Source organism: Halobacillus karajensis (assembly GCF_900108515.1).
In the GTDB taxonomy this organism is placed as follows: Bacteria; Bacillota; Bacilli; order Bacillales; family Halobacillaceae; genus Halobacillus; species Halobacillus karajensis.
Genome location: NZ_FNWW01000007.1, coordinates 93,588 through 112,929 on the forward strand (window position 1 = coordinate 93,588; position 19,342 = coordinate 112,929).

17 protein-coding genes are annotated in these 19,342 nt (G+C 39.8%); 6 read left to right on the forward strand and 11 right to left on the reverse strand.

The genetic code is table 11. The features are described 5' to 3' along the window. Positions 1–20 precede the first annotated feature (20 nt). The 9 genes from gudD to BLW54_RS21000 all read right to left on the reverse strand — a co-directional run bounded on the left by gudD (position 21) and on the right by BLW54_RS21000 (position 8,760). On the reverse strand, positions 21–1,370 hold the full coding sequence (gene gudD, locus BLW54_RS14815) for a glucarate dehydratase (protein WP_074735491.1): 1,350 nt from the start codon (positions 1,368–1,370) through the stop codon (positions 21–23). Positions 1,371–1,394: 24 nt separating this feature from the next. Beyond that, positions 1,395–2,870, reverse strand: a complete 1,476-nt coding sequence (locus BLW54_RS14820; protein WP_074735494.1) for a tripartite tricarboxylate transporter permease — start codon at positions 2,868–2,870, stop codon at positions 1,395–1,397. Between the two features lie 43 nt (positions 2,871–2,913). Continuing rightward, complete coding sequence (locus tag BLW54_RS14825) at positions 2,914–3,318, reverse strand: tripartite tricarboxylate transporter TctB family protein (protein ID WP_074735497.1); 405 nt, start codon at positions 3,316–3,318, stop codon at positions 2,914–2,916. A 68-nt stretch (positions 3,319–3,386) separates the two neighbouring features. Beyond that, positions 3,387–4,433 (reverse strand): tripartite tricarboxylate transporter substrate-binding protein, encoded by a 1,047-nt coding sequence (locus tag BLW54_RS14830; RefSeq protein WP_074735500.1) that lies wholly within the window; start codon positions 4,431–4,433, stop codon positions 3,387–3,389. Positions 4,434–4,526: 93 nt separating this feature from the next. Continuing rightward, positions 4,527–5,993, reverse strand: coding sequence for an alpha-ketoglutaric semialdehyde dehydrogenase GucD (gene gucD / locus BLW54_RS14835; protein ID WP_074735502.1), 1,467 nt, complete (start codon positions 5,991–5,993; stop codon positions 4,527–4,529). Between the two features lie 46 nt (positions 5,994–6,039). Beyond that, the gene (gene kdgD / locus BLW54_RS14840) at positions 6,040–6,975 is read right to left on the reverse strand and encodes a 5-dehydro-4-deoxyglucarate dehydratase (RefSeq protein WP_074735505.1); all 936 of its coding nucleotides are present in this window, start codon (positions 6,973–6,975) and stop codon (positions 6,040–6,042) included. Between the two features lie 18 nt (positions 6,976–6,993). After that, positions 6,994–7,683, reverse strand: a complete 690-nt coding sequence (locus BLW54_RS14845) for a FadR/GntR family transcriptional regulator (protein WP_074735508.1) — start codon at positions 7,681–7,683, stop codon at positions 6,994–6,996. Positions 7,684–7,901: 218 nt separating this feature from the next. Then, complete coding sequence (locus BLW54_RS14850; RefSeq protein ID WP_074735510.1) at positions 7,902–8,213, reverse strand: hypothetical protein; 312 nt, start codon at positions 8,211–8,213, stop codon at positions 7,902–7,904. Between the two features lie 235 nt (positions 8,214–8,448). Continuing rightward, positions 8,449–8,760, reverse strand: coding sequence for a gamma-type small acid-soluble spore protein (locus BLW54_RS21000; protein ID WP_244153525.1), 312 nt, complete (start codon positions 8,758–8,760; stop codon positions 8,449–8,451). Between the two features lie 421 nt (positions 8,761–9,181). On the opposite strand from BLW54_RS21000, the gene BLW54_RS14860 reads away from it, so the two are divergent. Together BLW54_RS14860 and BLW54_RS14865 are read left to right on the forward strand one after the other, a co-directional pair. Beyond that, positions 9,182–10,297: a glycerol dehydrogenase gene (locus BLW54_RS14860; RefSeq protein WP_074735513.1), complete on the forward strand. Its 1,116-nt coding sequence runs from the start codon at positions 9,182–9,184 to the stop codon at positions 10,295–10,297. A 733-nt stretch (positions 10,298–11,030) separates the two neighbouring features. After that, positions 11,031–11,684: a DUF2306 domain-containing protein gene (locus tag BLW54_RS14865; RefSeq protein WP_074735515.1), complete on the forward strand. Its 654-nt coding sequence runs from the start codon at positions 11,031–11,033 to the stop codon at positions 11,682–11,684. A gap of 307 nt (positions 11,685–11,991) precedes the next feature. Here BLW54_RS14865 and BLW54_RS14870 read toward each other — a convergent pair whose 3' ends face one another. Next, positions 11,992–12,330, reverse strand: a complete 339-nt coding sequence (locus BLW54_RS14870) for an avidin-fold protein (protein ID WP_208598925.1) — start codon at positions 12,328–12,330, stop codon at positions 11,992–11,994. A gap of 422 nt (positions 12,331–12,752) precedes the next feature. Here BLW54_RS14870 and BLW54_RS14875 point away from each other — a divergent pair, with 422 nt between their 5' ends. Genes BLW54_RS14875 through ulaA form a run of 3 tightly spaced genes read left to right on the forward strand, consistent with a single transcriptional unit; the run spans position 12,753 to position 16,550 of the window. Continuing rightward, positions 12,753–14,867 carry a BglG family transcription antiterminator gene (locus tag BLW54_RS14875; protein ID WP_074735517.1) on the forward strand — a complete coding sequence of 705 codons (2,115 nt, stop codon included), beginning with the start codon at positions 12,753–12,755 and terminating at the stop codon, positions 14,865–14,867. A 19-nt stretch (positions 14,868–14,886) separates the two neighbouring features. Continuing rightward, positions 14,887–15,153: a PTS sugar transporter subunit IIB gene (locus tag BLW54_RS14880; RefSeq protein WP_035510537.1), complete on the forward strand. Its 267-nt coding sequence runs from the start codon at positions 14,887–14,889 to the stop codon at positions 15,151–15,153. Positions 15,154–15,182: 29 nt separating this feature from the next. Continuing rightward, a complete protein-coding gene (gene ulaA / locus BLW54_RS14885) occupies positions 15,183–16,550 on the forward strand; it encodes a PTS ascorbate transporter subunit IIC (protein ID WP_035510535.1) in 1,368 nt (455 codons plus the stop codon). A 590-nt stretch (positions 16,551–17,140) separates the two neighbouring features. On the opposite strand, the gene BLW54_RS14890 is transcribed toward ulaA, so the two are convergent. Continuing rightward, the gene (locus BLW54_RS14890) at positions 17,141–17,413 is read right to left on the reverse strand and encodes a hypothetical protein (RefSeq protein WP_035510532.1); all 273 of its coding nucleotides are present in this window, start codon (positions 17,411–17,413) and stop codon (positions 17,141–17,143) included. Positions 17,414–18,460: 1,047 nt separating this feature from the next. Here BLW54_RS14890 and BLW54_RS14895 point away from each other — a divergent pair. Continuing rightward, positions 18,461–19,285 carry a carbonic anhydrase gene (locus tag BLW54_RS14895; protein WP_035510530.1) on the forward strand — a complete coding sequence of 275 codons (825 nt, stop codon included), beginning with the start codon at positions 18,461–18,463 and terminating at the stop codon, positions 19,283–19,285. Positions 19,286–19,342: the final 57 nt, after the last annotated feature.

Below are 19,342 nucleotides of genomic sequence, written 5' to 3' on the forward strand. Positions count from 1 at the left end.
TCGCTCAAAAATGAGCAATTTTAAGAACGTACTAAGGAGGGCTTTTTAGGGTCAAATGCCCAATTCGGAATCAAATACTGCATAGCTTTTGCATCATCCCTAGCCCCTAAGTTCATTTGCTTATATAAATGATGAGCTTTCTCAACTTGTTTCATGTCAATATCAATTCCAAGACCCGGCTTATCTGGGAGCTTAATTTTTCCTTCGATGATCTTATATGGATTTTTTGTTAAGTGCTGTCCTTCCTGCCAAATCCAGTGAGTATCAATTGGTGTGATATCACCAGGAGCCGCAGCAGCGACATGAGTAAACATGGCCAAGGAAACATCAAAGTGATTGTTGGAATGTGACCCCCATGTAAGACCCCACTCTGAACACATTTGAGCTACACGGACGGAACCGCTCATCGTCCAGAAATGGGGATCCGCTAACGGAATATCAACGGAATGTAGCTGAATCGCATGCCCCATTTGCCTCCAGTCTGTCGCAATCATATTGGTTGCCGTTGGAAGTCCTGTCGCTTTTTTAAATTCAGCCATGACTTCTCTTGCGGAAAACCCTCCATCTTCCCCACATGGATCTTCCGCATATGTAAGAACATTGTTTTTTCCCTTACATAGGCGAATAGCTTCTTCCAGTGACCAAGCTCCATTAGGATCTAAAGTAATTCTTGCATTCGGAAAACGTTCATGTAGAGCGGTGACGGCTTCAATTTCCTTGTCACCTTCTAATACGCCTCCTTTAAGCTTAAAATCGTTAAATCCATAACGCTCATAGGCAGCTTCAGCCAAACGTACAATTTCTTCTGAATTCAATGCTTGCTCATTGCGAATTCTAAACCACTCATTATCTGCTTCCGGTTCCTTACGATAGGGAAGATCCGTTTTTAAGCGGTTCCCTATATAAAATAAATAGCCTAAAGTTGGAACCTCATCCCTCTGGATTCCTTCCCCTAACAATGCAGCAGCCGGCACATTCAGAAACTTTCCTAATAAGTCTAAAAAAGCAGATTCTAATGCTGTGACAGCATGAATGGTCACTCGCAGATCAAACGTTTGATTTCCCCTGCCTGAGGCATCCTGATGGGCGAAAGTTTGTTTTACTATTTTTAATATATTTTTATAGTTACCGATAGTTTGACCTTCTATTAACTCCCTTGAGTCCTCAAGGGTCTGTTTGATGCTTTCTCCACCAGGTACTTCCCCTACACCAATCTCCCCTGTGCTATCTTTTACTATCACAATGTTCCTTGTAAAATATGGGCTGTGAGCTCCGCTTAAATTTAACAACATACTATCCTGTCCGGCTACCGTATAAACTTCTACACCTGTGATGACCGGTGTTTCCTTTTCAGATTTGATGGAATTCATCTATAATCACTCCTGACTTCATTATTAAGAAGCATCTCTTGCATCATTTCTCTTGGCACTTCGATTATCCAATATTGCATAAACGAAGGCTCCTATGATTAAAATCCATAAAACTAGAGCGACCGGACCATTTGTAAAAAAGACGGTCAGGTCTCCTCCATTTCCTTTTAAACTATCGATAAAGTATTTCTCGCATTGAGCTCCTAGAATAAACCCAATCAAAAATGGCGGAATTTGAATACCTATTTTCATAAAAATGTAACCTGCAAGACCAAATAATAGAAGGGTCCACACATCAAACATTACTCCATTGTTGATCGCATAAGAACCTACCGTACACATTACAATAATAATAGGAAATATAATGTACTTTGGAATATAGACAATCTTGGCAAAGTACCTTATTGAAAAAAACATCATAGCAAACATCACGATATTCGCTATGATCAATGCATAGACAATCCCGCTCCACAAATCTGGATTTGTAGGAATAAACAGTGGTCCTACCTCAATTCCCTGAAGCAAAAATGCACCGATCAATATAGCTGTGGTACTGTCGCCCGGAATACCTAAGGATAACAGAGGAATAAGCGCTCCACCGGTAAGTCCATTATTAGCTGATTCACTCGCGATAAGACCCTCGGGCTCTCCTTTCCCAAAATTACTTGGTTTTTTCGAGAAACTCTTAGCTTGAGAATATGCAGTGATGGAAGCTGCACTTCCCCCTACTCCTGGTAAAATACCGATAAATGTTCCTAATACGGAAGATCGGAATAGATTGACCATTTGATTTTTAAAAACGCGAAACTTGAACCTACTCTTTTCTCCTTTGTTCAAATCAATATTTTGATGGGTCGCTGGTTTCATTCCCTCTTCAGCTTCTATCAGCATTTGCCCGATAGCAAATAATCCGATGAGAACGGGCAATAAGGAGAACCCATAGACGAGCTGTTCTTCCAAACCCGGAGGAATAAGCCGCATCTCATTGTTATCAGCAAAAGTGCCGATCAGACTGACAAAAACCCCTAGAATTCCACTGAATATTCCTACTAATAGACTTCCTTTCGATATGGAAGCGATGATGGTCAAAGCAAAAATAATAATCAGGAATTTTTCAACAGATGAAAAATCAATAGCTACAGAGGCCAAAAGAGGGGCAAAGAAATATAAGATGGTAAGACTCAGAAGTCCTCCTATAAGTGAAGCTGTAATTCCAACTTTAAGAGCTTTCTCCCCTTGTCCATTTTGGGTCATAGGATAACCATCAAATGTCGTACAAAGGGAAGAAGGTGTACCTGGGATATTTAATAATATAGCTGGAACTAAACCGCCACTGATCCCGCCTACATATAAACCAATCAATAACCCGATTGAATCTATCATATCCAGCGCATAAGTAATAGGCAGGAAGATAGCAATGGCCATCGTTGCTGTCATCCCAGGAATGGAACCGAAGATGATACCGATCAACACCCCTAGGAAACAAAGCAAGATAGACATTGGACTTAATACCCCTATCAACTCCAAACGAACTCTCTCCCTTCTATGGCAAAGTTATATCGAACAGTTGACCAAATACATACCAAATCACAAAAGTGGTAGCTAATGCATTTGTCAATGATGTAAATAAGGCTGTTTTTTTGATCTTTCCTATAAAAAGCAATGTCATGAAAAACATCAACCCTATTGTTGATATCAGAAATCCTAGCCGTTCCATCATAAAAGGATAGAGAAAGAGCAGGATTGCCGAACCGAAAAGTTTAGTTTTATCATAGGTAGCTATAAAAAAAGAGAAATCTCGTTTTTTTGAACTTCCAAGTTTCATGCGTTTATAAAAGTACCTAAATACGATGATCGCTCCTAAAATCAATAAGATAGTAATGACTATCCTAGGAAAAATTAGATGATATTCGCTGAATGAAAGTTCAACAGTAAGTAAATCCTCCATATTCCCACCTCTTTTATTGTTAGTGAGAAGGGCCAGGATCCACTTCCGCTCCCGGCCCTATTTTGAAATTATTGCGCTATTTCATCCAAATCAGGTGCTTTTTCAATAATCTTGTTGACTTCTTTACGTTTTTCTAATAAATATTCAGTGGACTCACTTGCTGGAATATAATTCGTTATATAGGAGTTCTTTTGTAAATCCTCTTGATACTTCTCCATACCCACGACTTCCTGAACAGCCTGGTCCAATTTGTCAGCAAACTCTTTATCCACATTTTTCGGCATTAAGAAGTAGAATTCTTTATCAAACGTAAACTCTTTTCCGTTCACCATTATTCCTTGTTCTGCCATGGTCGGGATATCATATCCCTCCACACGCTCACTAGCCGTCAGTCCTAAAAACTTCATTTTGATCTTGTCCTCTACTTCATCCTTTGTGTACTCTGCATTGGCTCCAATGGACCCATGGATAATATCGGCATTTCCATCCCATAATGCTTGGTTTTTATCTTCTTGGGACCCTGTCACATAAACATTAATTCGGTCCGATACCCCTGTTCCGAATTCCTCTTTCGCCCATAGATAGTAACCATCAAAAATAACCTCGGAAACACCACCAGCTTGAATAGCAACCGTTATGGTTTCCTCAGGATTCTCATTTAACCATTCAGCGGATTCTGCCAGGGTATCGTAGGGAGCCTCTCCACTGGTTAAAAAGCCGTTTCCTGGATTAATCGCTACTACAGGTCCAATCGTCCAATTTTCCAATTTATTCTCTTCTTTAAATGCGCCATACTCTACACCTAAATAAGCCATATCATGGAAGAACATCACCGTGCTTCCGTCGTCTTTAGCTGATGAAAGTTCATCGAACGCCTTGACTGCACCAATAGCATCTACTTTCATATTTGTGCCCATTTCATCTTCTAAGTACCTGCTTACGGCTTCAGCATTTTGATAGGTGTCTCCCCCTGTAGATGAGGAACCAATCACCACTCGCACTCTTGATAAATCAACATTATTTCCGTCATCCTGACTGGCATTAGACTCACTTCCACAAGCGGACAGTAAAAGAGCAGTCACCAATATAAATGTCGTTATTACTATTTTCTTCACGCATTTACCACTCCCTTATATGAGGATCATAAGATTAAACGCTTACATTTTAAGGTTTTATAATAATTCAAATAGAGTCAGGGAACGCAATATTTATTTAACAAATACAGTTTTAATAGAGGTGAAAAATTCCTTAGCTGCTTGTCCCTGCTCACGGGAATGGGAGCTAGACTGTTTCATTCCTCCAAATGGTGCCTGAAGTTCTACACCAGCACTTTCAGCATTAATTCTAACTAGTCCTGCATCCATATCTTTAATGAAGGAAAGCATTTGTTGGATGTTTGTTGTGAAAATAGAAGCACTCAACCCATACTCCACGTCGTTTGCTAGATTAAGAGCTTCTTCTAATGAATCCACTTTCATTAAGGCTAATACCGGTCCAAAAATTTCTTCTTGTGCAATTGTCATTTCTGAATTCACATCTTCAAAAACGGTAGGTTCAACAAAATAACCCTTTTCACGGTCATCATCTTTTAATCGTTTTCCTCCTGCAAGGAGCTTACCGCTTTCTTCTTTACCTTTTTCGATATAATGAAGGACCGTTTCCAGCTGCCGCTCACTTACACAAGGGCCCATCCAAGAGCCTTCCTGCATTCCATCTCCAACGCTTATATCTTTTACTTTTTCTAGTAATCTTTCTTTGAATTTATCATAGATTCCGTTTAAAAGGATGACTCTGCTCGTAGCCGTACATTTCTGTCCAGTAGATTTTAACCCTCCACTAATGGTAGATTCTACAGCTAAATCCAGGTCGGCATCTTCTGTAACGATAACAGGGTTTTTCCCTCCCATTTCTAATTGATATTTTGCACCTCTTGCTAATGCCTGATGGCCGATCTGCTTCCCAACCAGGTTGGATCCTGTAAACGTGATTCCATGAACATCCGGGTGTTCAGCAATAGCTTGCCCTATGACAGAACCTGGCCCTGTGACCATATTGATGACCCCTTTAGGTAAACCTGCTTCCGCAAAGCATTCAATAACCTTAGCGCACGTCACAGCTCCCTCCGTCGCAGGCTTCAGGACTATAGTGTTTCCATAAATTAAAGCAGGTGCTGATTTCCATATCGGAATGGCTACCGGAAAGTTCCAAGGAGTGATTACTCCAACCACTCCAAGTGGTACGCGCGTTGTAAACATCAATGCTTCACTATCTGTAGAAGGAATAACATCGCCAACTGCTCTCATTCCTTCTCCTGCATAATATCTTAAAATAGCAACCCCTCTTGCTGTTTCCCCTTTTGCTTCAGGATAGGTTTTGCCCATTTCTCGTGTCATACATTCTGCGATTTCTTCCAAACGCCGTTCCATTATATCTGCTGCTTTATAGAGATACTGTCCTCTTTCTGCTCCTGAGAGATCCTTCCAACCTTTAGAAGCTGATTTGGCAAAGTGAACCGCTTTATCTAAATCCTCTACTGAAGACTTAGCAACTTCCCCTACAACCTCTTCGTTGTTAGCCGGGTTATAATTGACTATTTTTTCTTTACTTGCAGCAGCGATCCATTCTCCATTTATAAAATTAACAAATTGATTCGTTTGGTTTGTTTTTGTAGTCATATATGACTCCTTCCATTAAATGTAAAAGACTCCTAAAAAGTTTCACTTATTTTACACTGATTATTCCGGTTTTGGATGGATACTTATCCAACACTTTCGTTAAAACAAATTTCAGCTCTTGATAATGTTCACTAGTTACTGGCACCACAGGGGGCCTGACAGTGTTCTCTACAGGGAATCCCACGATCTCCATTCCTGCTTTAATCAGGGAGACAGCGTACCCTTTTCTTTTTCTTCTTATGTTATTAATAGGGAGAATAGCATCTTCATATAGCATGTTGACCGTATCTTGATCACCAGATTGCAGAGCATCAAAAAACATCCTTGAAATATGCGGAATATAATTAGAAATGGCCGAAGAATAACAATTAAACCCTAGTGGTTTATAAGCTGGCATCGTCACTTCTGCCATAGGCATACCATTAATCCAACCTAAACGATTGCCGAACCTTTGCGTAAGTTCTATATTTAATTCCATATTTCCGTGGCCATCTTTAAGACCAACCACCTGCTCGTAATTCAAAAGACCCTCTAATGTATCCGCTTTCAAAACTGCGTTATTTCTTTGGTAAAGGATAGCGTTAAGATCCGTACTACGAACAATCGTTTTATAGTATTCATATAGACCTTCTTGCTCCCCTTCTATTAGGTAAGGGGGCAGGATCAGGTATCCATCCGCCTTTTTTTGTTCGGAAATCTTTGCTTTTTCTAATGCTTCACTGAGGTTCCCCCCTACTCCTGTGTAAACAGGGACTTGACCATTTACAATAGTTACTGCAATTTCAACCATCGTTTCATATTCTTTCTTGCTTAAGTTATGAAACTCTCCTGACCCACAGGCGATGAAAATAGATTCAAGCCCCTCGTCTAAGAGGAACTCTATATTTTTCTTCAACGCTTCTTGATCCAGCTCATTTTGATGATTGAACGGGGCTACCGGAAAGCCGGATATTCCAGTAGGCGCTTTTCTGTTTTTATTCATTTAACCTCTCCTCATTAGTTAATAGCTGAGCCTTTCCCTCACATAAACTAAATGCCTGTGCATGCTTGCGTGAGCAGCAAGTGGATCTCTGTTTTCTAAAGCTTCATATATTTCTCTATGTTGTTGGACCGTTTTTTCTTTGTCACGATTTTTTAATGGGATGTTCTCAAGGGTCTTATCGTACATGTTTAACAACGGGTCAATAATCCCCTCTGTAATTGGATTGCTTCCGCTAAAGGCAATAATTCTATGAAATTCACGGTCAATCTCTGAATAATCTCCTTCTGCTTCTTCCATTGCTCTGATATTTTCTTCTAAACGCTTCAAATCTAACTCCGTGATTTTCTCCGCAGCTAAGGTAACCAATCCTAGTTCTTGAGATAGCCTAGTTTCTATAATAGATTCCATGTCGCCCATCGATATCGCTAACATGATTCGATAAGGTTCACTTCCTACCCTGTCCGTGAAAAAAGTTCCTTCCCTAGTTTTACGATGGACTACTCCTAGGGTTTCCAATGAAATGAGAGCTTCTCTAAGTACAGGACGGCTTACATTCAACATATCCATCAACTTCATTTCTGAGGGAAGTTTATCCCCTGCCTTCAGTTGGCCACTCATTAGCAAATCAATAATCTGTTCAATCACTTGATTAGAAAGTGTTTTACGTTTCACGGTCTTCATATTAAGATCCTTTTGCAACTCGTTCATCTTGAATAACCTCCTTTCTTCTAAATTTATCTAATTATCGTTCGTCAATCAAATTGTAAGACAAATGAATTTATATGTCAATTCGTAATTTTTAGAATATTTATTTGTAAGACAAATTGATTTAAGAAATTAAAATAAAAGTTTCGAAAGCTCTAGAAATGGTTAATTAAAAAAAGCAAATCAATCAAGAGATCAATTTGCTTTTAAAACTCATACACTTATTCCATTTGACTGTTGGCTTTATTTGGAGCTTCATTATAGGGATCTTCGGATTCACGGTTTTGATCATCATGAGTCGGGTGTGCGCCATCCTCTTGTCTAGATAACCCTGCATGTAAATTTCTATTTTCGTAAGCAAAGTTGCTGTAATATTGTTGGCCTTCTTGCCAAGGTGTATCCTTATTCGAGACAGCTTTTTCCTTCCCTATCGAGTTCCCATAAGAACCCTCTGGGAATTCTTCTGATGTTAGAAAATTACGTTGTGTTTCAACATTTGCAAAGTCCGTGTACTTTTGGTTTTTCTTAGGCATAGTAACCCTCCCGTAGTCATTATTTTTTACAACGGCCGCACATTTTATGTGTGCATGCCTAATAAAAAACACCTATCACGGGAGTCTCATCTCTAGACCCAATAACCAGGCTGTTTAAAACCGTTTCCCCTTATCGCAAAAGGCTGCCAGTTTGTTTATACTGGCAGCCTCCTTTGTGTTCTACTTTGATATTAATAAGGATCGGATTCAAGCACTACTTTATTGCATAAAATGGTTACTTTTTATTTCTTTGAGATTGTTGATTCTGGCGTTTGACCTCTTGAACATCAGTCTCAGAAGCAAATTCAGTTCCGGAATTGGCTTGTTGTTTAGGACTATTTTGGCTTTGAAGGTTTTGGGCACCTTGAGCCATATTTTCTAACTCCTGTGCAGCTTGCGCTTCAAGGTGAGCCATATTTTGAGCCTTCTGGCTACCCTGTTGCTGTTGAAGTTGTGCTGCATTTTGTTGTTCTTGTTGCGCAAGTTTCTTACTTTCTTGCTGAATTTTGTTCAGTTGCTGGTTCATGTTCCCTTGGTTATTGTTCATGAGAGATCTCCTCCTGTTGTTTAGGGATTCTTTCGCCTTTTCACATGTAGACACAGCATGATTTAGCTCATGCCTGTTGTATTGTGCACGATTGTTATTTTTTATATACCGTTAAATAGCTAACTTGATCTCCCTCAAATGCCAAGATTTAACGCAGCCAGGTGGTATGGAATAAAGAATCCGGCAGATAATATATAGCACAATGGTGACAAACGAACGTATCCGAAAGATCGATGGGATTTCAATCTCCTTGCCTTTAAAGCGTTTGACATGGGGTCTCATTTAAGCGCTAAATAGAAGTGGTCATCTCCCTATACATAAGGACAAAGAAATGATCTTTCTTCTTGTCATTTTTGTTTAACAATCGTGACTACAAGGGTAAAGAACCCCTGTAATAGATCAAGAAAGGATGGGGTTAAGAATGAAGGAACGTGTATACATCAGCCCAGCTAAATATGTACAAGGCAGAAATGCTATTCAAAAGATCGGACAACACTTAGAAGGTATGGGTGAGAGGGCTGTTGTCATTGCGGACGAAACGGTATGGAAGATTGCAGGCGATGATGTCGTATCTTACCTAAAAGAAGCCAACATCAATACGAAAAATGTCGTATTCAAAGGCGAAGCATCCCCAACAGAAATGGATCGGATTGCTGAGATTGCGAAAGAGGCTCAAGCTTCTATCGTCATAGGTGTTGGTGGAGGCAAAACGCTGGATACGGCAAAAGCCGTTTCTGATGAGGTGCAAGGGTATACGGTAATCGTTCCCACAACCGCTTCAACAGACGCTCCCACCAGCGCACTTTCCGTTGTTTACTCAGACGAAGGCGTATTTGAATCCTATCGCTTCTATAGCAAGAATCCTGACCTTGTTTTATTAGATTCCAAAATCATTGCAGAAGCACCCCCTCGTTTCTTAGCGTCCGGGATTGCCGATGCACTGGCTACATTTGTAGAGGTGAGAAGTGTAGTGAATAATAGCGGCCATACGATGGCAGGAGGACAAACGACACTCGCAGCCCAGGCCATAGCTGAAAAATGTGAAGAGGTATTATTTGATTATGCATTACTTGCTTACCAATCGAACGAACGTCGAGTCGTAACCCCTGCTCTAGAAAATGTGATTGAAGCGAACACCCTTCTCAGCGGCCTTGGATTTGAAAGTGGTGGACTAGGTGCTGCCCATGCTATTCATAACGGATTCACCGCACTCGAAGGGGAAATCCATCACCTCACACATGGAGAGAAAGTAGCTTTTGGTACCCTTGTTCAATTAACGATGGAAGAACACCCTCAAGAAGAGATCGAACAATATATGGCCTTATATACAAGCCTTGATTTACCGATTTCTTTAGAAGATATCAAACTAAAAGATGCTTCAAGAGAAGATATCCTCAAAGTAGCTGAAGCTGCTACAGCCGAAGGAGAAACCATACATCAAGCCTTTTCAGTTACAGCAGATGAAGTAGCTGATGCGATTATGGCTACCGATCAATATGCCAAAAGCTTCAAAGGCATGTTGCAAATAGATGGTTAATACAAAAGCTGGGGGCTTCCCCCAGCTTTTTATCCATTTATATGCTTCTTCAAATTGTCATTTATAAGCCATCGCCCACTCCCTACTTTCTGCTTTTTTGAATAGTGCTGTTTTATAACCACTTACAATAGTTCATTTCATTCTCTTCGCTCTTGAACTTCATTCGTTATAGCAACGATATACTCCCCCAAAAAATTTTAATAGTATGGCCCATGTTCTTTATAAAAAATCTTCCCATTCTTTATCTCCACCTACATTTGTCCCAGCTCAAAGGGGAATCATCAATCAAAACTGAATTTTTCATCGTCCGTTTTCCTTCATGGCAAACTCTCTAACCACTGCAGAAAGCGTATGTAAAAGTTCAACACCTAACCATTAAAAAACCACTTATCCAGAAGGTGAATTTGGAATAAGATTAGAAAGATAAATCGAAGAATAAATCTTTAAAAGAAAATGTTCAAGCTCCTCCCAATGGTTTAGAAAAAACTACAGTTAGATTCTCAATACGGAACAAAAATGGATTCGTGGTATTCAGGATAGTGATGGAAGGTGGTTTTTAAGGCTCTTCATTATTCAAAGTTAAGATTAGGTAAAATCACGAATAATCACTAAAAATTGATCTATCATTCACTCATCAGGGCTTATTTATATGGTTTATCATGTTTCTTCATTCAGAAATTCGCTTGGAAGCAGAATAGAAGGTTGAAATAAGGAAAAGGAAGGTGTGTGTGGCTTGAAGAAAATACTTTGGGTAATCAGTACGATCCTTGCCGTTAGTATTTCTGGGTATGCTTTCGTGCAATATTTTATTTTGGGCCCTAGTAAATCAGGGTTTGTGATAACAAAAATTCAATCCGGAGAAGTATTAAACCAACTTTGGTATACCATGTTATACATTCATGCTTTCTCAAGTTTGCTTGCTTTAGTGATAGGACCTTTTCTTTTATCCCGAAAAATAAGAAATAAAAATCTGGAAAGACATAAGCTAATAGGAAAATTGTATTTCATTTGTATATTTTTTGGTGGACTTACTGGAATCTATTTAGCTTTCAAAGCAACAGGTGGAACAGTAGCTACCTTAGGATTTGGATTCTTATCTATCTTCTGGCTCGCAACGGGTAGTATGGCTTTTTATAGGATCAGACAACGACAAATTCAACTACACCGTAAGTGGATGATTCGAAACTACCTATTAACCTTTGCGGCAGTAACACTCAGAATATGGCTACTAATATTCATCCTAATCGACGGATTGGAAAATTATATAACCAGTTATATGGTCATATCATGGTTATGTTGGGTCCCGAACCTCCTTGTTGCGGAACTGTATGTAAGGAAAAAGGGAACTAAGCTAAAAAGTGACCTATTAGATCAAAAGTTTTCTTAACCGAATATTCAATTGGAGATCGCCCCTTTGGATACATCTCTTTCCATAATCGTACGAAGCTCACCAAGAAAGTTTAGTAGAATATTGCAGATGGATGGCTAATACAAATAGCTGGGTATCATTCCCCAGCTATTTTAAATATTTTTATTGCTTCTCAAATGGACGACTGCGCACAAAAAGCCACTTTTATTCCCATCGGAAAATTGCCCACTAGATGGGAATGGAACCCTAACATGAATTAATCCCGAAAATTCTCTCACCCCAAGACGTTCTTTTCCTTCATATTCTTTTTATGAAATCATCATGTCTAAACTTCCCTCACTATCGATCTCCCTTTGGTTTGACTTTTATCCAGCCATTGCCAATTTTCATGCAGTTCAATTTTCCCCTCAGCGTTTAAGCGGGGAACAGAATTGCACGTCCCTCCTCTGATTTCATTTGATGTGTTCACATGATTATATCGGAATTCTAGAGTGTCATCAGGATTTACTATTCCTACTATTTTCCCTTTAATGATCTCTCCCCCAGAGTAATCACCATAAAAAACATTTCCCTCTTGATAGTAGTCGAAATATGTTTCGGAAGATACTTCACCACTTTTTGTATTCTCTATGGAAACAAATTGACGGTTATTATAATTCAACATCTAAAGTTCCTCCTTGTACTTATAAATTAAAATATTATCACATAATTTCAAATATTTACATAAAAAAGACGACTCTCACTTATTTAGGATTGTCCCTTTAGTCAAGGACGCCCTTCCATTTGTTTAGTAACTCTATACATAATCCGGGATCGTTTGTCGTTCAAAAGGAGCCTTTCAAACGATAGATGCACTCGAAGGAGCACAACGATATAGATCAAAGATGGGAAAGACCTATAATCTTATAAAAACAACCCATCTGTTTAATTTTGCAAAAATATAACATACAAACTCTACACACTGAAACCCCTTTCAAATCCAACAATAAAGCATTACAATTACCTCATAAGATGATCATCAAAATTAAAAAACAGTATAAATTTGCAAATACCCTTCCGGAGAAGCAAGAAAAAAGGGGGATCCCCATGGCACTGGATAAAAGACGTGCACACTTATTATCCATTATTCAACAATCGCATGAGCCCATCCCAACAAAAGATCTGGTTGCCAAAATGAATGTGTCGCAACGTACGATTTATTATGATCTCGATCAGATTAATAGTTGGTTACGAACCCGTCATCTATCACCGATAGAAAGCAAGCATGGCAAGGGGCTATTTCTGCCTCATGCGACCAAATCAAAGCTGATGGTTGATCAAGATCAGAGTTTTGAAGGTTGGCAGTATCAATTATCGAAGCAGGAACGCGAGGTGCTGATTAAGGCAAAAATTTTATTAGAGGAACAAGATGCTTCGATGCAGCGTTTTTTGGATCTGACGAGTATGAGCCGGGGGACGATCGCCAAAATAATCAAAACGATCAAACAAGAGTTTAGTGAAGCCGGTTTGCAGTTGTACTACCAGAAAGGCTCGGGTTACCGGTTGAGTGGTCCGGAGGAAGTAAAACGAACCATACTTTCCGACATCCTGGCGACGATTTTCTCGCATCCGAATTGGCAGAATGTCCGGAATGAGGTTCATAGAATGATTCAGCCGGAAGCCAATCAATGGTCAGAGGAAACCGATCAACGGCGCTCAGTGAGAGACCTTCTTTTTGAAGCTGAAAAAGAATTAGGATGGACACTGACCGATGAAATGGTCGAAATCCTTTCATTACAAATATTAATGATTACCAAGCGGATCGAATTACAGAAATATATTAATGTTCAGCCAGCTGAAAAGCAGGTACTACAGCAGACGGAGGCTTATCAGGCTTCCCTGCTCATCGCCAAAAAGCTCGAAAACTTATGGGAGGTTGCTTTCCCAGAGGATGAAGTTTGCTTCATTACTATGAATCTGTTGGGATCAAAGGTCCAGCACGATGACTTTAGCCGCTATACAGAACGAGAACGGTCAGGACTGAAAAATGTCGTTCAACAAATGATTGCTGATTTTCAGCTGTATTCTTGTGTAGTGTTCGATGATAAGGAAGGACTTGAGGAAAACCTAATTTCTCATGTCAAGCCGACATATTACCGGTTAAAGTATGGCGTGCAGGTTGCTAACGATCTAGCTCCAAGCATCCAGGAAACCTATCAAGATCTCTTCTATTTAACGAAACGAGTGATGAGGCACTTAGAGTTCTATGTAGGAAAAACGATCCCGGATGAAGAAATCGCCTATATCACCTTACACTTCGGAGGCTGGCTGACGAAGGAGAAGAAACAGGTCAAGACGAAGTTCAGAGCCATCATCGTTTGTGAAAATGGAATTGGAACATCCAACATGCTTCGGACCCAGTTAGAAAATTTGATAGCAGGCTTAAATGTCATCACCACCCTATCCATGAGGGAATATCAAAGGAAGGAACACCAGGCAGATGTGATCTTTTCAACGAATTATATCAAGCCGAAAAATATTCCTGTCATCCATGTTCCCGCAATCTTGACAAACATCGAAAAGGAAAGAGTCATACAACGAATGAATGGCCTATTTGATTCGAAACAGACGGATAAAGATACGGTGGATCACTTCATGGATGTGATCGAACGACATGCAACCATCCATCATAAAGACGAACTAAAAAGAGAGTTGGTTCACCTTTTGGACCAAAATAGTCCGCGAACAAAGGAGCTCAGAAAGCCTATGCTCAATGAATTATTGACCGAAAGAACGATACAATTCAAAGACCAGGTGTCCAATTGGAAGGAAGCGATCGAAATCGCTGCACAGCCCTTGGTCGAACAGCAATCGATTCGCCCCCATTACATTCAGGCTATGATCGATAACGTGAACGAGTTAGGACCTTATATTGTAATCGCACCAAGAATCGCCATCCCCCATGCACGTCCGGAAACCGGGGTCGAACAGCTAGGGATGAGCTTCTTACGATTGAAAGAACCCGTTTATTTTTCCGAAAAAGAAAAACATCGCGCCCAGTTAATCATCGTACTAGCGGCGATCGATAATCAAACCCATTTAAAAGCATTAGCCCAACTTAGCGGAATGTTATCGAATGAAGACAATGTCAATCAGTTGATTGCAGCAAATGATAGTAAAAATGTGATCGAATTGATCAATCAATCGATCGAAGTTTCATAAATTTGAGGAGGAATCAATGATGAAAAAAGTATTAGTCGTATGTGGAAATGGATTAGGAAGCAGCATGATCGTAGAAATGAACGTAAAAGCAGCGCTAGAGGATATGGGAAAAGAAGCGGAAGTCTCCCACACCGATTTAACCACAGCTAAAACTGAACAGGCCGATCTCTTCTTAGGTTCAGAGGATATTGTCGAAAGTCTAGAAGATGGCCATAAAAATGTCGTGAAACTTAAGAACTTGATGGATAAAAACGAGCTCCGGGAAGCCTTAGAGCAAAATATGTAAGTCCACTATAATACGAAGGAGCGTTCCACATGATTGATTTAATAATGAAGGATATTTTAGGTACCCCTGCGATTCTGGTCGGTCTATTTGCCTTAATCGGACTACTTGTGCAACGCAAAAATTCGGGTGATGTCGTTTCCGGCACTCTTAAAACTGTGATGGGCTTCGTTATTCTCGGAGCCGGGGCGAATGTCCTCGTCCAGTCCCTGGGACAGTTCAGCAGCATGTTCAACGAAGCCTTCGCTGTCGACGGGGTCATCCCAAACAATGAGGCGATTGTAGCTCTAGCTCAGGAAAGTTTCGGTACAGAGACAGCGATGATCATGTTGTTTGGTATGATTGTCAATATTTTGCTTGCTCGGTTCAGTCCTTTTAAATATATCTTCTTAACTGGACACCATACCATGTTCATGGCCTGTTTAATCGCTGTCATCTTAACCACTGGAGGTTTTTCCGGTGCGTCCATGATCCTTCTCGGATCGATTATTCTCGGCACATTGATGGTCCTTTCACCAGCGATGCTTCAACCTTTCACACGTAAAGTCACCGGTTCCGACGATTTTGCGATTGGCCACTTCGGCTCGATCGGTTATTTTATTTCCGCTCTAGTCGGTAAAGCAGTCGGAAAAGGATCAAAATCGACGGAAGACATCAAAGTTCCAAAATCACTAGGTTTTCTCAGAGATACTTCTGTTTCCGTCTCATTAACCATGGTCATCCTATTCTTTGTCGTCGCCGGTGTCGCTGGACCAGCCTTCGTTGAAGGAGAACTCAGTGATGGTCAGAACTTCCTTGTCTTTGCCTTCATGCAAGGGCTTACCTTTGCTGCCGGGGTCTATATCATTTTAGCCGGTGTCCGTATGTTGCTTGGTGAAATTGTACCAGCCTTCAAAGGGATTGCCGATAAAATTGTCCCGAATGCTAAGCCAGCCCTCGATTGTCCAGCAATTTTCCCATTTGCCGGAAATGCTGTCATCATCGGTTTTCTATTCAGCTTCGTCGCTGGACTCATCAGCATGCTATTCTTGCCCTTATTGGGATTGAAAGTCATAGTTCCCGGCTTGGTCCCTCACTTCTTTACCGGTGCAGCAGCCGGAGTCTTCGGAAACGCAACAGGTGGACGCCGCGGGGCCATCATTGGTTCTATGGCAAATGGAGTAATGATTAGCTTCTTACCAGCCCTGTTGTTACCAGTTCTAGGCTCCCTAGGGTTCCAAGGAACTACGTTCGGAGATGCTGATTTTGGTTTAGTTGGAATCGTTTTAGGTAACCTGATCAGAATCATCGAATCGAATATCATCCTATTTGTCGCTATTATACTCATCTTGGCCATCCTATTTTCCATTGGTGCAAAAACAAAAGCGAATGACAATAAAAAAGATACAGAAGCTGCATAAAAAAACCAAAAACATTCCCTGCCTGAATAGAAGCAGGGAATGTTTCTGGTTTCATTCGACATCACAACGACAACGAAAAGATTTCCTCTATTCCTATACATCCCGCTGCTGCCATTGGACAAAAAGAATGGCCCCTTTCCCCTTTTTATGAGTAAGGAAGGTTTCTTACTAACGTTCATTTCTTGAAATTTAGCCATCTCGCTTCAGAAGATAGTTTGAACCTTGAATATTTCCTATAACACTTGAATATCATTAACCTCAAAAGTGGAAACACTCCTTTCCATTATTGAAAGACAACGAACAACTCTAACCTCCAATAATGGGGAAAAGAGAAAAGTTACGAAAACATTAAGTTCTTATATCCAGGAATGGGAGGGAGTAAAGAATCCCCCACAGGATTTCCTTAAAGGAGATCTCACTCCCCTTCACTTTATGAAATATTATTGTAATTCTGAAAAAAATCGTTGTTTATCCTCATCCTATGTGGTAATATATCTATGTGTAAAATGGTACTAAGTACAAAGTCTAATACACGTTCATTTTACATTTAGAGCAAATAAAAAACCCCGCCTAAGCGGGGAAACTAAAAGTCAATTTGAAAATGAAACAACTAATACAGATACGACAAATGTACACAGCAATACTAGTAGTACCATAAGCAGTACCCAAAAGGGTTTACTGACAATAAAGGCTATGATAGTGGTGGCATACACAATTACACAAAGAATGCCTCCGACAGAAACAAAACCAACAAGTACCCATAGCCTCTTTATTAGAGACCATGATGAGGCTATACCTTCAATTTCAAAGCTAAACAACTGGTTAGTGAGGGTCACAAACACACCTAACAAAAATGTAATCATCTTTTCCCCTCCCTGTCTGTTTAGTTACCTAAAACTAAGGGTACAACCAACCATTTATATGAACATGTCCGTGAGCTGCCACTCACGACATGGGAAACACACACCTTCTTTAGATAAAGAAGGTTTTTTATTTTAAAAAAAAAGACAACAAAACACCACCTGTAGTTTGTAATTTTCAAACTATTAAGCGTTTCATAGTCTTTTCTAAAAAAGGATATACTTGTCCTAAGAGTCAAGTCATATTGTAGCATATATTCCAATTTATGTCTACATAATTATGCAATAATTTATGTATTTATAAACAGTGACATTCTATCCTTAAAAGGCAAGTTCTCCCGTTAAGATCCTCTCCTTTTTATGCCAAAAGGTGACCAATTGTTAGCATCCTCCTCTCTTAAAGGTTCGATAATCTAGGAATATAAGGAATCTAGGACAACCCTCACCTTTCTACTCCATATGAGGTGGATAATAAGAGTAACTAATCCTGTAATAGAAAGGCTTATGAAACCTTTTCTTTTATATTTCTTTACAATGGTTGCTCCTTTTTGTAACCGTTTTACATAGGAATTCTATGATTAAGACCAAAGAAAGAATTGCTTCCCGTAATCCCTCCTTTTAAACAGAATCCTCTTCCACCTCCCTTTTTAACAATAAGAATCCCCCTTATAATGGAAAACTGTTGTTCTAACAGACTAAGAAATACGCCAAGTGGATGTCTCTCCTATCAAAGAATCTCGGATCCTCCATCAAATGATCAAGAATAAAGTTTCTTATTCTACGATTCGACCCGAACATCACACGATAGAATAAACCTATTTATCCTGAATCGTTTCATCTAATCATTATAAAGATCATTCTGTATATCCCTGATAATAAGCAGCTTCCCTTTCCATGGGGGAACCAATTGGTTAGTTTGACTTATAAATAGGGAAGTCCATTTTCCTTATTTTATTATGTAAACGCTTACCCTTACAAATACTATTTTGTTACTATTTCTCTTTATTGTATTTTAATGGATAGATAATAAAATAGAGGAGGAGATCACCAATGATGAGAACAAAGCTTGGGTACACATGTGTAGTATTATCTTTCAGTTTTTTATTAGGCGCTTGTTCAGAGAAAACGAAGGAAACCTCTCAGACAAACCATAGGGAAGCAGAAAAGTCTGAACACTCAGATGATGATCAATGGTCTTATAAAGGAGAAACAGGACCTGGTCACTGGGGAGAACTTGACCCAGCAAACAAAACCTGTGCAGACGGAAGTGAGCAGTCTCCCATCAATATTGAATTTTCCCAATTAAAAGCCGATGAACAAATAAAAAACATTCACATTCAATATGAACCAACCCCTTTCAGCATTCTGAACAACGGTCATACGGTGCTGGCTAATCCCTCCACAGACAGCAACCACATGGTAGTGGAAGGTCATAAGTATCAGCTCGCTCAATTTCATTTCCATACTCCTAGCGAGCATCAATTTAATGGAGTCCATTTTGATATGGAGCTGCACCTTGTACATAAAGACGCGAATGGGGAGATAGCGGTCCTTGGAGTGATGATAAAGGAAGGAAAAGAAAATGAAGAATTTGCCTCTATTTGGGGTGAATTACCTGATGAGGAAACTTCCGAAGAAAGACAACTAAAGGGAAAAATTGATTTAGAGGCGATACTCCCTCAAAATCAAACATCCCTTCATTATAGTGGATCGTTAACCACTCCACCTTGTACAGAAGATGTGAAATGGGTTATTTTTAAGCAGCCCATTGAAATGTCAAAAGATCAAATTCAAGCATTCCAGCAAATCTTCCCTGACAACCATCGACCTGTTCATCCTTTAAACGACCGTACTGTCAAAGAAGTTCAGGAATAATCACCTTATACCTTTTTTAGATACAAACGATGAAGGCCGTTTAATTTTTTAATTTTA

Excerpts from the sequence above, each read along its gene's own strand:
- gudD (WP_074735491.1), bottom strand. The coding sequence starts at position 1,370 with ATGAATTCCATCAAATCTGAAAAGGAAACACCGGTCATCACAGGTGTA.
- BLW54_RS14820 (WP_074735494.1), bottom strand. The coding sequence starts at position 2,870 with ATGTCTATCTTGCTTTGTTTCCTAGGGGTGTTGATCGGTATCATCTTC.
- BLW54_RS14825 (WP_074735497.1), bottom strand. The coding sequence starts at position 3,318 with ATGGAGGATTTACTTACTGTTGAACTTTCATTCAGCGAATATCATCTA.
- gucD (WP_074735502.1), bottom strand. The coding sequence starts at position 5,993 with ATGACTACAAAAACAAACCAAACGAATCAATTTGTTAATTTTATAAAT.
- kdgD (WP_074735505.1), bottom strand. The coding sequence starts at position 6,975 with ATGAATAAAAACAGAAAAGCGCCTACTGGAATATCCGGCTTTCCGGTA.
- BLW54_RS14845 (WP_074735508.1), bottom strand. The coding sequence starts at position 7,683 with ATGAACGAGTTGCAAAAGGATCTTAATATGAAGACCGTGAAACGTAAA.
- BLW54_RS14850 (WP_074735510.1), bottom strand. The coding sequence starts at position 8,213 with ATGCCTAAGAAAAACCAAAAGTACACGGACTTTGCAAATGTTGAAACA.
- BLW54_RS21000 (WP_244153525.1), bottom strand. The coding sequence starts at position 8,760 with ATGAACAATAACCAAGGGAACATGAACCAGCAACTGAACAAAATTCAG.
- BLW54_RS14860 (WP_074735513.1), top strand. The coding sequence starts at position 9,182 with ATGAAGGAACGTGTATACATCAGCCCAGCTAAATATGTACAAGGCAGA.
- BLW54_RS14870 (WP_208598925.1), bottom strand. The coding sequence starts at position 12,330 with ATGTTGAATTATAATAACCGTCAATTTGTTTCCATAGAGAATACAAAA.
- BLW54_RS14875 (WP_074735517.1), top strand. The coding sequence starts at position 12,753 with ATGGCACTGGATAAAAGACGTGCACACTTATTATCCATTATTCAACAA.
- BLW54_RS14880 (WP_035510537.1), top strand. The coding sequence starts at position 14,887 with ATGAAAAAAGTATTAGTCGTATGTGGAAATGGATTAGGAAGCAGCATG.
- ulaA (WP_035510535.1), top strand. The coding sequence starts at position 15,183 with ATGATTGATTTAATAATGAAGGATATTTTAGGTACCCCTGCGATTCTG.
- BLW54_RS14890 (WP_035510532.1), bottom strand. The coding sequence starts at position 17,413 with ATGATTACATTTTTGTTAGGTGTGTTTGTGACCCTCACTAACCAGTTG.
- BLW54_RS14895 (WP_035510530.1), top strand. The coding sequence starts at position 18,461 with ATGATGAGAACAAAGCTTGGGTACACATGTGTAGTATTATCTTTCAGT.